10 protein-coding genes and 1 pseudogene are annotated in these 11,987 nt (G+C 62.8%); 2 read left to right on the forward strand and 9 right to left on the reverse strand.

Annotated features, from left to right (window positions below):
- Positions 1–256 precede the first annotated feature (256 nt).
- A complete protein-coding gene (locus BMX43_RS19870; protein WP_175482146.1) occupies positions 257–421 on the forward strand; it encodes a hypothetical protein in 165 nt (54 codons plus the stop codon).
- A gap of 148 nt (positions 422–569) precedes the next feature.
- On the opposite strand, the gene BMX43_RS16055 is transcribed toward BMX43_RS19870, so the two are convergent.
- Together BMX43_RS16055 and BMX43_RS16060 are read right to left on the reverse strand one after the other, a co-directional pair.
- A complete protein-coding gene (locus tag BMX43_RS16055) occupies positions 570–1,508 on the reverse strand; it encodes a Fic family protein (RefSeq protein ID WP_245749503.1) in 939 nt (312 codons plus the stop codon).
- 273 nt (positions 1,509–1,781) lie between these two features.
- A complete protein-coding gene (locus tag BMX43_RS16060) occupies positions 1,782–2,099 on the reverse strand; it encodes an H-NS histone family protein (protein WP_091303187.1) in 318 nt (105 codons plus the stop codon).
- Positions 2,100–2,521: 422 nt separating this feature from the next.
- On the opposite strand from BMX43_RS16060, the gene BMX43_RS16065 reads away from it, so the two are divergent.
- On the forward strand, positions 2,522–2,926 hold the full coding sequence (locus tag BMX43_RS16065; RefSeq protein WP_091303188.1) for a single-stranded DNA-binding protein: 405 nt from the start codon (positions 2,522–2,524) through the stop codon (positions 2,924–2,926).
- A gap of 214 nt (positions 2,927–3,140) precedes the next feature.
- Here BMX43_RS16065 and BMX43_RS16070 read toward each other — a convergent pair.
- The 7 genes and pseudogenes from BMX43_RS16070 to BMX43_RS16100 all read right to left on the reverse strand — a co-directional run bounded on the left by BMX43_RS16070 (position 3,141) and on the right by BMX43_RS16100 (position 11,987).
- Positions 3,141–4,006 (reverse strand): annotated as a pseudogene (locus tag BMX43_RS16070) (IS5 family transposase).
- A gap of 48 nt (positions 4,007–4,054) precedes the next feature.
- Positions 4,055–4,804, reverse strand: a complete 750-nt coding sequence (locus BMX43_RS16075) for an electron transfer flavoprotein subunit beta/FixA family protein (RefSeq protein WP_091303189.1) — start codon at positions 4,802–4,804, stop codon at positions 4,055–4,057.
- Between the two features lie 67 nt (positions 4,805–4,871).
- On the reverse strand, positions 4,872–5,627 hold the full coding sequence (locus tag BMX43_RS16080) for an SDR family NAD(P)-dependent oxidoreductase (RefSeq protein WP_091303190.1): 756 nt from the start codon (positions 5,625–5,627) through the stop codon (positions 4,872–4,874).
- 78 nt (positions 5,628–5,705) lie between these two features.
- A complete protein-coding gene (locus BMX43_RS16085) occupies positions 5,706–7,340 on the reverse strand; it encodes a flavin-containing monooxygenase (RefSeq protein WP_245749504.1) in 1,635 nt (544 codons plus the stop codon).
- Between the two features lie 97 nt (positions 7,341–7,437).
- On the reverse strand, positions 7,438–8,337 hold the full coding sequence (locus BMX43_RS16090; protein ID WP_091303192.1) for an alpha/beta hydrolase: 900 nt from the start codon (positions 8,335–8,337) through the stop codon (positions 7,438–7,440).
- 160 nt (positions 8,338–8,497) lie between these two features.
- The gene (locus BMX43_RS16095; RefSeq protein WP_091303193.1) at positions 8,498–10,525 is read right to left on the reverse strand and encodes a 3-hydroxyacyl-CoA dehydrogenase NAD-binding domain-containing protein; all 2,028 of its coding nucleotides are present in this window, start codon (positions 10,523–10,525) and stop codon (positions 8,498–8,500) included.
- A gap of 7 nt (positions 10,526–10,532) precedes the next feature.
- Complete coding sequence (locus BMX43_RS16100; RefSeq protein ID WP_245749505.1) at positions 10,533–11,987, reverse strand: NAD-dependent succinate-semialdehyde dehydrogenase; 1,455 nt, start codon at positions 11,985–11,987, stop codon at positions 10,533–10,535.

Here is an 11,987-nt window from a genome sequence, read left to right on the forward strand (position 1 = left end):
TGCTGGCGGCGTTCCAAGCATCAGCAGGACAACCGGCTCCTGACGTTGGGGGACCATCCCCCGCTCGCCATTCCCTTCCTTGGCCCGAATCCCGTCTTCGAGATCAACCCGCGAGGGGTCGGACTACGGGCGAGCCCTCGCCGCCGGGTGGATTCGGGCGAGCCGAACGCACCCGGTGATGTCAGCCAGTCTTCGGGCCTGCGGGGTCCTGTCGCGCGGGGGATGGTCCCCCGCCTCCCAGACAGGAGCCAAACAGATGTCCCGCAAAGATGCTCACGCCTTCGCCGCCTCCCTCGCCGCCACGCTCATGGTCTCTATTGTCGTCTTCCAGGCAGGGGATGGAACCTTCGGCGCCGTCCCCGCCGATGAAGTCGACGGCGACGAGGTTCAGGTGATCGCTGAGGTTGACCCGTGGGCATGATGCCCACGGCCTCAACGAGGGCTCGGCGTCGGGGCAGGGGCCCCGGTCCGGCCCTTTCGCCTGTCAGCCGTTCCAGCCGACCGGAAAGTTGGGCCGACGTGGTGGTCGGCACGACCGCTTTCCAAGGCGTGACGCACCGCGTCGAGAATTACGGCCCGCCCGACACGTCGAGGAAGAGTTTCACCAGGGCGACGTTGATGAAGTAGTTGTTCTTTCCAGAGCGGTGCTTTTCGACAAAGCCGTGCTCGGCCAAGGTGTCGAGATACTTCGCGGCTGTCTGCCGACTGACATCCAGATCGTTCTGCAGATATTCGATCCGCGTGTATGGGTGGCGGAACAGGTTGTTCAGAAGTTCCTGGCTGTAGATCTTCGGCAATTCATCCCGAAGCCTATGCTTCACGTCCGCCATTTGCTGTCGTATGCCGGTGACGATCTCGACCGTAGTCGCAGAAGTTTCTGCGACAGCCTCCAGCATGTAGATGACCCAAGCTTCCCAGTCCCCGGTGTCGCGCACCGCCTGCAAGTGTCTATAATAGTCCGCCTTGTTGCGGGTGATGAAGCGCGACAGGTAGAGCACCGGGATATCGAGCAACCCAGTCCTGGTGAGATAGAGCACGTTCAGGATGCGCCCGATCCGTCCGTTCCCATCCGGAAACGGATGGGTGCTTTCGAATTGATGATGGATCAAGGCCATCTTGATCAAAGGGTCGAGTGGGCTGAGGTCATCGTCGTTGATGAACCGTTCGAGCGCCGTCATGTGGCGGACAATCTCTCGCGCGTCCTGGGGTGGAACGAAGACGATCTCCCCTGTTTGCTCGTTTTTCAGGGCGGTTCCTGGTGTCGCGCGAAACCCATCGCTGCGGCCCTTCAGCAAGCGGAACATGTCGATGAGCGCCGAATTCGGGATGAGGCCGCCGGTTTCGCCCAAGCGCGCATATCCAAGCCGCAAAGCGTCGCGATAGAGAGCAACTTCTTTTGCCGCAGGGGACTGCGGATCGTCGGGGAAAACGTCCGCCTGAAACAGCTCGTCCTGCGTCGTGACGATGTTCTCGACCTCTGACGATGCTTTAGCTTCCTGTAGTGCCAAAGTATCGATCAGGATGCCTGGTTCGGGATGGTTTTTGCCTGACCCTTCAGATCCGCAAGCGCGCGGCTGGCGCGAGCGAGCGCCTTCAGCACCGGAACGGTTTCAACCTCTGCCTCGGGTGGCAAGGCGGGAATGGCGTAAGTCGGCTTTAACATGTTCCCTGTGCCGTGTTAAGAAATCCTCATTTTTCTAACATGAGTGGGCAGTCATGTCAGAAAAAACTGGTTTCCTTAACTTGGCCATGCTTCTTAACGGCGTGGTCACCCAACGTCGTCAGACTGCCAGGGCGCTCGGGTCTTTGCCCGCATTGATGTGATCCGCGAACCACTGCGGTTTCCGGCCACGGCCAGACCAGGTGAGAGCCGCGTTCTCAGGGTGACGGTACTTCGCCACGGCAGGCGCACGGGTGGCTTTCACTTCGGTGCCGATCAGGTCGGCGAGGGAATAGCCCATCTCTTTTGCGATGGCTTCCAGCTTGGCGCGGGCTTCGGCCTTGTGCCGGTCCTCGTAAGTGGAAATCGCCTTGGCGAGGTCCTTCTGCAATTGCCGCAGGTCCTTGAGCGACAGTGCCTCGAGATCGAAATCAGTCATTTGGCCCTCGTATCCTGAATGATGCCTCCGGGATAGCCGTCCGGTCGCAACATCGCAACTCCCGTGGAGTTCACCACGATAGGGCAGGGGGCGGAGTTGGCCTGGGCCGCGGGGTCGTTTCGTTCGCAACGGCTTCAACCCCGTAGCCTCGGCAAGGAAGGACAAGTTCTGCAAGAGCCCCAGGTCGCTCCCTATCCCCGGCGCCATCCCTTCGACTGACAATCCCCTAAGCCTGTTCGGCCTCTGGCGCGCAACCCCGCGTCAGTCCGGGCCGTGTTGCCCCTTCGGGGCTGCCCGCTCCACCCCGGCCTTTTGGAGGTTTCCGGTCGCCGTTCCGTCTCCCGTGCACACCTCAGCCGACAGGCTTTTTCCGGGTCTTGTCGAAGGGACGGTCCCAGGGACAGGAAACACAGGAGCTTACCATGCAGAACATCGTCATCCTCGCTGGCAACATCGGTCAAAAGCCCGAAGTGCGCTCGACCCAAAGTGGCACGAAGATCACCAACTTCACCCTGGCCACCTCGCGGCCGCGCCTCTCGGAAGGTCGCGTGATGCGCGACGAGAACGGCTACCGGGTCATGGACACCGAATGGCACCGCATCACCTGCTTCAACGGTCTCGGCAAGACGGTCGCTGAGCACTGCGAAAAGGGCATGAAGGTCCTCGTCCACGGTCGCATCCACTACACCAAGTGGACCGACGCAACCGGCACCGACCGCTACGGCTGCGAGATCATCGCCGAGAAGGTCGACTTCCTGAGCCGCCCGAAGACGGCCGAGCACGAAAACCCCGAGCTGGTCGACCGCGACGACGAGATCCCGTTCTGAAAGGAACGGGGGCTCACCCTCGGACCCGGTGGAGAAACCCGCCGGGTTCCGGGCATTCTGCCAGCCGAAAACCCCTCCCGTTCAACCGGCCATTTCGATAGCTGGGCCGCCCCAGAAATCGAAGGATGGAAAATGAAATCAACATCTTCTGCACTCACGCGGCTCTGTTGCACAAATTGGCTGATGGCCGGAGTTTCCCCATCCCCGGACAGACTTATCCTGTGACTTGCGTGATGGGCGTGCCGAGCGCGGTGAAGCCGTTGAGCACGGCGACGCGGACCTGGAACTCCGCAACCTGACGGTCGAAGTCTCGGGCGGACAGGCGCTGCCCCAAGAGCTTGACGCAGTGCATCTTGGTCTCGGCGCGGCTTCGACGGTGATAGCCGCTCCATCGTCGCCAGATCGTCCGGCCAACACGCTTCGATGTGCGCAGGATTTCGTTCCGGGCTATGGCTCCTGCGGTGTCGGGCTTCCAAGGCTTGGCGTTCTTGCGGGGCGGGATGATCGCTGCCGCACCCCGGGCGGCGATGGCGTCGTGGCATTTGCGGGTGTCGAAGGCGCCGTCGGCGGTGACGCTGGCGATCTCCTGCTCGAGTGGGATCTGCTCCAGCAGCTCGGGCAACATCGGTGCATCGTCTACATCGCTGGTGGTGAACTCGGCGGCCCGGATTTCCAACGATTTCTCGTCGATGCCGATATGGATCTTGCGCCAGACCCTGCGTTTGGCGCCGCCATGCTTACGGGCGTTCCACTCGCCCTCACCTTCGACCTTGATCCCGGTGCTGTCGACCAGCAGGTGCAACGGGCCGTCCGAACCGCGATAGGGAATGTTCACCTTCAGGGTCTTCTGGCGCCTCGAAAGCGTGCTGAAATCAGGCACGGCCCGGTCCAGGCCGATCAGACGCAGCAGGCTCTCGACGAACCCTGTGGTCTGGCGGAGCGCCATGCCGAACAGGCCTTAATCGTCAGGCAGGTCTGGATCGCGGCGTCGCCATAGGCGGGCTGCCGCCCGCGCTTGAGCGCTTCGTTATAGGCCGGCCAGTTCCTGGTCTTGTAAGCGGGGGGTGTGGGTCTGCTCATGCAGTCCAGCTACCACGCTGGATTCACGAGATGAATCCCTCTCGGGATTTATGCAACAGAGCCCTTTGCGACGTGTTCGTCGACCGAACTCACCCTCACTCCCGCCTTCCGACTTGCCGGTTCCGAGGTTTTCACTACCGACAGACGCGGTGCGATGTTCACCCCATAGTCGGCGGGGACCTTGGTTGCGAGCGGCTTGGCCTTGGCCTTCATGATATTGGGCAGCGAGGCATAACGCGGTTCGTTCAAGCGCAGATCGACGGTCGCGATGGCGGGCATCTTGACGGCGATGGTTTGAAGGCCGCCGTCGACTTCGCGGGTTACCCTCGCAGTGTCGCCTTCGATGGCAAGTTCGGAGACAAAGGTCCCCTGCGACCAGCCCAGCAGGGCGGATAGCATCTGGCCGGTGGCGTTCATGTCGTTGTCGATGGCCTGCTTACCACAAAGGACAAGGCCGGGGCCTTCTTCCCGCACCACGCCGGCCAGCAGTTTGGCGACGGAGAGCGGTTCTATATCGGTTTGGACGTTGTCGGTGGCCTCGATCAGGATCGCGCGGTCGGCACCCATCGCCAGAGCTGTACGCAGCGTTTCCTGCGCTTGTTTCACCCCAATGGAGACGACGATGATTTCGGTGGCGATGCCCTTTTCTTTCAAACGGATCGCCTCTTCAACGGCGATCTCGTCGAACGGGTTCATTGACATCTTCACATTCGCCAGATCGACGCCTGACCCATCCGACTTTACGCGAACCTTCACGTTGTAGTCGATCACGCGCTTCACAGGCACAAGGATCTTCATGCGAGGTATTCCCTTTCAAGTCCCTTGCCCGTCCGGTGCGAGCGGACGGATAAGGCATGCTCGGACATCAGTTTGCGGTGTAGCCGCCGTCCACGACAATCTCGGCGCCATGAACGAAGGAGGCTTCGTCCGAGGCAAGGAATAGCACGGCGTTCGAGACTTCTTCCGGCTTGCTGGGGCGCTTCAGCAGTGTGCAACCCAAGATCGCCTGGCGGATGGCCGGATCGGTATGCAGCAGATCCTTGGTCATCGGCGTGTCAATCACGCCGGGGTGGATCGAGTTGACCCTGATCCCCGTGTCCGCCAGATCGACCGCACAGGATTTGGTCAGCATCCGCACGGCGCCCTTGGACCCGATATAGGCCCCTGCCATCGCGGCACCTACGATGCCATAGATGGACGAGATGTTGATGATCGAGGCCTTGCCCGATTCTTTCATCAGCGGCACCGCGGCCCGAATGCCCAGGTAAACGCCCTTGACGTTGACGTTCATCGTCAGGTCAAACTCATCCGGCGTGGTTTCGTGCAGCGGCTTCAGGATCAACACGCCAGCGTTGTTCACCAGGATGTCCAGCCGCCCGGCTTTCGCCCGAACGGTGGAGATGGCATTGTTCCAGTCGGCTTCGCTGGCCACGTCATGCTTGATGAAATCAGCCTTGCCTCCGGCGGCCACGATGCCCTTGGCCACCGCCTCGCCCGCTGCCGTATCGCGGTCGGTGACGAAGACATGCGCGCCCTCGCGCGCCAGAAGTTCGGAATGCGACTTGCCCATCCCCATGGCGCCGCCGGTGACCAAAGCCACCTTACCTGTTACGCGTCCCATAGACTCTCTCCCTTATTTCCATGGTTTTTCTGTAAATAGCCGGGCCGGAGGATTTGCCCCCGGCCCTGATGCCTGTCCTCAGGCCAGCGCGTTGGCGCGGTCGAAGATCATGGTCTGATAGCCGCCGTCCTTCACCGCCCCGATGGCGCCCCGGTAATTGCCAAGGCCCGCCATGTAGAACATCACGACGTTCTTCTTGCCGGGGCTGTTGGCGCCGAAAATCCAGGACTCCGCCTTGGGGAACAGCGTCATGTCGGCGATGGTGCGGCACAGGCCGACCCACTCATCCCGTGCGGCTTCGGTCGGCTCGATGCTGACGCGGCCCTTGGCCTCCATCATCTCGATGGTCTCGGCGATCCATTCCACCTGCGTTTCGATCGAAGGCGGCAGGTTGGTGAAGGGGCCGTTCGGGCCAAGGATCATGAAGAAGTTGGGGAAATCCGTCTCCATCATCCCCAGATAGCCCAGCGGGCCGTCCTTCCACTTTTCGCGCATCGTCACGCCGCCGCGCCCGCGCATGTCGATGCGGGTATAGTTGCCGTCCACCGCGTCAAAGCCGGTGGCAAAGATCACCACATCCAGCTCATGTTCCGCCCCACTTTCAAGGCGGATGCCCGTCGGGGTGAATTCGGCAATCGGGTCGGCTTTCACGTCGGCCAGGGTGACGTTGTCGCGGTTATAGACACCGTAGTAGTTGTTGGCGCACAGAGGCCGCTTGGCATAGATATCCTTCGGCGTCAGCATCTTGGCGATTGCAGGGTCTTTGACGATCTCGGTGATCTTCTTCTTGATGAAGCCCGCCGCCGCATCATTGGCGATCTGGCTGGTGGCGATGTCGCAGAAGGTGCCGAACATGAAATAGAACCCGCCGCCGCGCTGCCATGCCGCTTCGAAGACCGCGTTGCGGACCTCTTCCGAGGCGGTTTCGGCCGGGATCGTGCTTTCCTCAAACCCAAAGGCCACGACCGAGGATTTCACCTGTTTCCAGATGTCATCGTAGTTTGCCTTCTGTTCCGCGATCACCTCGGCGCTTTGCGGGGTGTTGCCGATCGGCACAACATATTGGGCCGAACGCTGGAAAACCGTCAGGTGTTTGGCGATGGGGGCGGTGGCGATGATGACCTGCACCCCGGTTGACCCGGTGCCGATGACGCCGACGCGCTTGCCTTCAAGTTGGGCATCCTGAGCCCAGGCACCCGTGTGCATGATCTGGCCCTTGAAGCTGTCAATGCCCTTGAAGTTCGGCTTGTTGACCGCCGACAAAAGCCCCAGCCCGGTGATCAGGTATTTTGCGGTGACGGTCTGCCCCTTGTCGGTCGTGACCTTCCACAGGCCCGTGACATCATCGAAATGCGTCGCGGTGACCTTGGTGCCAAACTGATAGCTGCGGCGCAGGTCGTAGTGGTCGGCCACCTCGTTCATATAGTCCAGGATTTCCGGCTGCGTCAGATAGCGGGTCTTCCAACGGCCCTTTTGCAAAAGCTCACCGCTGAAGGAATAGCGGTAGACATAGCTTTCGGTGTCCGAAACCGCGCCCGGATAGCGGTTCCAATACCAGGTGCCGCCCACGTCGCCCGCGCTGTCAAAGCCCAGGACGTTCAGCCCCTGTTCGTCGCGCAGCTTGTAGACGGAATAAAGCCCGCCAAAGCCCGCGCCGATGATGACGGCGTCATAATCGGCGCCCTTGGTTTTGGTCGTTTCAGATTTGGTCATATGCATCCTCCCAGAGCATGCCCCCTTGGTCCCGTGAAACACGGGGCGGGGCCGGATTGTGTGACGGATGGCCCCGGATGCCCCCGGGGCCTTTGGGTTACAGCGCGCGATACCAGGCGGCGATGCGGGCCAGTTCTCCATCAGCCTCGGGCGCGCGGCCCGACAGTGCCGGAAAGACGTGCTGCATGCCCGGCACGACCGAAAGCGCGGTCTTGACCCCTGCGGCCTTGGCCTTGGCATAAAGCGTTTCCGAGTCGCTTTGCAAAGTCTCGGCCCCACCACAGGTGATATACAGCGGCGGGAAGCCGACGAAGTCGTTCTCCAACGGGTTGGCCAGCGGGTTCAGCGCATCGGTCCCGCCCAGGAACATGCCCGCCATCGCCTCCAGGATCGGCTTGCCAACCAGGGCGTCGGTGGCAGCATTGGTTGTCAGCGTGGCACCGCGCATCGCCATATCCAGCCAGGGCGAATACGCGATCACCGCGCCGGGCAGGGGCAGCCCAAGGTCGCGCATCTTCAGCACCGAGCCGATGGCCAGGTTGCCGCCCGCGCTGTCGCCCGCTGTCAGGATGTTGCCCGCCTGATAGCCTTTGCCCAAAAGCGCCTTGTAGGCGGCCACGGCATCCTCGATCTGCGCCGGGAAGGGATGTTCAGGCGCACGCCGGTAATGCAGGATGACCGAGGTCACGCCCAGGGCCTTGGCCAGATGGCCCGCCATCTTGCGGTGACTGTCTGCCGATCCCACGGCAAAGCCGCCGCCATGGGTATAGACGATGACCTTCTTGGCGTCCGCGCCCACGGGCAGCGCCCAGATCGCCTCGACCCCGCCGACGATTTCGCTTTTGTAGGTGACGTTTTCCGGCTCCAGCGCGGGCTGGTGCCATTCGTCGAACATGCTGCGCAGGTTGGCGATGGTCAGGCCGGGGTTGGCAACCATCTGATCTGTCCAGCTTTGGTAAAGTGCGCGCAGGGTATCGGCTTCTTTGCTTACGGCCATGTCATCCTCCTCATGAGTGGCGTATCGGGCTGCCGCATCCCGCCTTTGATCGGCTGACGGGTTTGGGCGGCGGCCCAAGGTTGACGGAGGCTACGGGGCGGAAGCAGGCACTGTATTGCACGAACTTGCTTGTTCCATGGCCTGTTCTTGCTGTGCGGGATCAGTTCAGGCTGGCCAGCGACTGCCCCCTGTCAGCAAGCCTGCGCAGCAAGGGCGGCACAACCCAGCTTTTCGGATCGGTTTCCGCCAGCGCAGAATAGCGGTCCCGCAGATCGCCAAGGCTGTCGGCATGATGCATCAGCCCGCCGCGCCACCGCGGGAAGCCATAGCCGTGGATCATCACAAGGTCGATGTCCTGCGGTCGCCCGGCTATGCCCTCGTCCAGAATGGCGCATGCCTCGGCGATCATGGCCAAGGTGATGCGCTCTACAATTGCGTCCGCCGGGAAGTCCCCTCGCGTCAGGTGCAAGGCCTCCGAGGTGGCGCGGATCACATCGGCCACCAGAGACGAGTCCGCCGCCCGCCCCCCGGCGTCATAGTCATACCACCCCGCGCCCGATTTGCGGCCAAGGCGCTGGTAATCCTCGACCAGCCGTTCAACCAGCGGAACGCCAGCGCCGCCCTGTCGTTTGATGTTTGCATAGGCGATGTCCAGACCGGACATGTCCTGCGCCTCGAACGGCCCCATCGCCATGCCAAAGCCCCGCATCGCCGCATCCACCTGATCCGGTAAGGCGCCCTCGACCAAAAGCCGGTTGGCCTCTTGCCGGTAGCGCATCAGGATACGGTTGCCGATGAAGCCATCGCAAACCCCGGAAACCACCGGCACTTTCCCCAACCGCCGTGCCAAGGCAAAGGCCGCGCCAAGGGTCTGCGGCGCGGTCGCATCGCCTTTGACGATCTCCAACAGCTTCATGATGTGGGCCGGACTGAAGAAATGCAGGCCAAGACAGCGCGACGGGTCTTTCAGGCCAGACGCCAGAAGGTTCACATCCAGATAGGAGGTGTTGGTGGCAAGGATCGTCTGGGCGGGCAAGGCGGCCTCCAGTTCGGCAAAGATCGCCTGTTTGACGCCCATATCCTCAAAAGCCGCCTCGATGGCCAGATCGGCGGGCGGCAGAGCGCTGTAGCCCACAAGACCGCGCAGCCGCGATTGGACCGCCAGCCCTTCGGAGGCAGATAAACTGCCCCGGCTGACGCCCTGATCAACCAGCTTGTTCAGGTTCGCCTCGGCACGCCCCGCTGCAGCGGCATCACGCTCCACAACGGTCACCTCCAGGCCTGCAACGGCCAGGGCATAGGCAATCGAAGCACCCATGTTGCCGCCGCCCACCACGATGGCCGTGGTCATCGGGTGGAGGGGCTTGGGGTAGTCCCGCCCCCGGTTCGCCGCCGCCCGTTCGGCAAAGAACACATGCCGCAGTGCCGCCGCTTGGGGCGAGGTGCGCAGGGTCAGAAACGCCGCCCTTTCCTGCGTCAGCCCCTCGGCCAGCGGCAGTGTGGCACTGGAGGACACCAGATCAATCGCAATAGCGGGGGCAATCTGGCCCGCAAAGCGGCGCTTGATCTGGGCGTGCATGGCCTGGACGGCCTCGGCGTCGGCAGACGGGGCTGGACGCTGGTCAGCGATTACTGCTGGCGCATCAAAGGTCAACGCCGCGGCCATAGGATCATTGGCCACAAGGTCCACCAGCCCGATGGCCTGCCCCTTGGCCGCTGAAATGGCTTTGCCTTCAACGATCATCTCTAGTGCGACCTTGATCCCCACCAGACGCGGCAGGCGTTGCGTGCCGCCTGCACCGGGGATCAGGCCCAATGTGACCTCGGGCAGGCCGAGCTGCGCTGCTGGGGCCGCGATGCGTGACCGGCAGGCCAGCGCTATCTCAAGCCCGCCCCCCAGCGCCGTGCCGTTCATGGCGGCGATGGTCGGGATCGGCAAGGTTGCCAATTCCGCCAGCACATCGTTCAGATGCGGCGCGACTGGAGGTCGGCCAAACTCAGTTGCATCGGCCCCAGCGACGAAGACAGTGCCAGCGCCGGTGATGACAAGCCGCTTGGCTCCTTGCGCCGTGACTTCGGCCATGGCCCGCAACAGCCCCGCGCGCACCTCGGCGCTGATCAGGTTCAGCGGCGGGTTGTCGATAGTCAGGATCGCGGTGCCGTCCTGAAAGGTCAGATTGACAGACATGGCATCCTCACTTCACGGGCACGGAATTGCGCGAGATGAACTTGGTGGACAGATACCCGTCGAAAGTCTCGGTCCCGCCCTCGCTGCCATAACCGCTGTCGCGCTGTCCGCCGAAGGGCGTCTCTGGCAGCGCCAGGCCAAAGTGGTTGATGCTGACCATGCCCGCCTGCAAGCCTGCCGCGGCCCGGTCCGCCCGCTCTAGACTGTTGGTGAAGACATAAGAAGCCAGACCGAACGGCAAGCCATTCGCCCGCGCCAGACCATCCTCGACCTCCCAGAAAGGCGAAACAACGGCAACCGGGCCGAAGGGCTCTTCCCGCATCAGGGCGATCTTGTCGTCGGGCGTGTCAACCACGGTTGGCGCATAGAAACTGCCCGCATTGCCAATCCGGTGGCCGCCGGTCAGCACCTGTGCGCCCCCCTCGCGCGCATCGGCCACCAGCTTTTCCATCGCCGTCACGCGGCCCGGATGGCAGAGCGGCCCCATCTGGGTGCCGTCCTCCTGCCCGTCGCCCACTTTGACGGCCTTGAACGCCGAAACCAAGGCGTCAAGAAAACGGTCATGCACCCCGGACTGCACAAAGAACCGTGTCGGCGCGATGCAGACCTGCCCGGCATTGCGCAACTTGTTGAGGGCCAGCGCCCGGGCAGCAGCCTCAGCATCGGCGTCATCAAAGACCAGAACCGGGGCATGGCCGCCCAGTTCCATCGTTGCCCGCTTCATGTGGCGCCCGGCCAGCGCGCCCAGATGCTTGCCCACCTCGACCGACCCGGTAAAGGTGATCTTGCGCACCTCGGGCCTTGGGATCAGCGTTTCCGAGATGAAGGCCGAGTTGCCCCAGACCAGGTTCAGACAACCCTCAGGCAACCCTGCCTCTTGCAGGAAATGCGCGATGGCAAGGCAGCCCGAGGGCGCCTCTGCCGGGCCCTTCAGGATCATGGTGCAACCCGAGGCCAAAGCGGCGGCCACCTTGCGGACGGCCTGGCTGAGCGGAAAGTTCCATGGCGTGATGGCCAGACAGACGCCGACCGGCTCGCGCACCACCAGTTGTTGCACCGATGGGTTGCGCGCGGGCACGATGCGCCCGTAAATCCGCCGCCCTTCTTCGGCATGCCAATCGACATGGTCGGCCGAGGCCTGCACTTCCGCCAGCGCCTCGGCCAGGGGCTTGCCCTCGTCCAGCGTGATCCAGCGGGCGATCCGGGCTTCGTTCTGCCGCAGAAGATTGGCAAAGCGGCGCAGGATGGCGCTGCGATCCATCGGGGACCGGTGCCGCCAAAGCGCGAAGGCCGATTCGGCAGTGCGCACCGCAAGATCCAGATCCTGCGCCGTCGCTTGGGGAATGCGCCCGATCTGAAGCCCGGTCGCAGGGTTGGTGACGGCGCGGTCTGCCTCGCCCTCGGGCGCGCTCCATTCCGGCCCGATCAGATGCTGGATCACTGGATAGGTCATATCATTCAT

Origin of the sequence: Gemmobacter aquatilis (genome assembly GCF_900110025.1) — a bacterium.
Classification (GTDB): domain Bacteria; phylum Pseudomonadota; class Alphaproteobacteria; order Rhodobacterales; family Rhodobacteraceae; genus Gemmobacter; species Gemmobacter aquatilis.

What these genes read in the sequence shown, in the direction of transcription:
- BMX43_RS19870 (WP_175482146.1), top strand. Translation starts at nt 257, where the DNA reads ATGTCCCGCAAAGATGCTCACGCCTTCGCCGCCTCCCTCGCCGCCACG.
- BMX43_RS16060 (WP_091303187.1), bottom strand. Translation starts at nt 2,099, where the DNA reads ATGACTGATTTCGATCTCGAGGCACTGTCGCTCAAGGACCTGCGGCAA.
- BMX43_RS16065 (WP_091303188.1), top strand. Translation starts at nt 2,522, where the DNA reads ATGCAGAACATCGTCATCCTCGCTGGCAACATCGGTCAAAAGCCCGAA.
- BMX43_RS16075 (WP_091303189.1), bottom strand. Translation starts at nt 4,804, where the DNA reads ATGAAGATCCTTGTGCCTGTGAAGCGCGTGATCGACTACAACGTGAAG.
- BMX43_RS16080 (WP_091303190.1), bottom strand. Translation starts at nt 5,627, where the DNA reads ATGGGACGCGTAACAGGTAAGGTGGCTTTGGTCACCGGCGGCGCCATG.
- BMX43_RS16085 (WP_245749504.1), bottom strand. Translation starts at nt 7,340, where the DNA reads ATGACCAAATCTGAAACGACCAAAACCAAGGGCGCCGATTATGACGCC.
- BMX43_RS16090 (WP_091303192.1), bottom strand. Translation starts at nt 8,337, where the DNA reads ATGGCCGTAAGCAAAGAAGCCGATACCCTGCGCGCACTTTACCAAAGC.
- BMX43_RS16095 (WP_091303193.1), bottom strand. Translation starts at nt 10,525, where the DNA reads ATGTCTGTCAATCTGACCTTTCAGGACGGCACCGCGATCCTGACTATC.
- BMX43_RS16100 (WP_245749505.1), bottom strand. Translation starts at nt 11,987, where the DNA reads ATGAATGATATGACCTATCCAGTGATCCAGCATCTGATCGGGCCGGAA.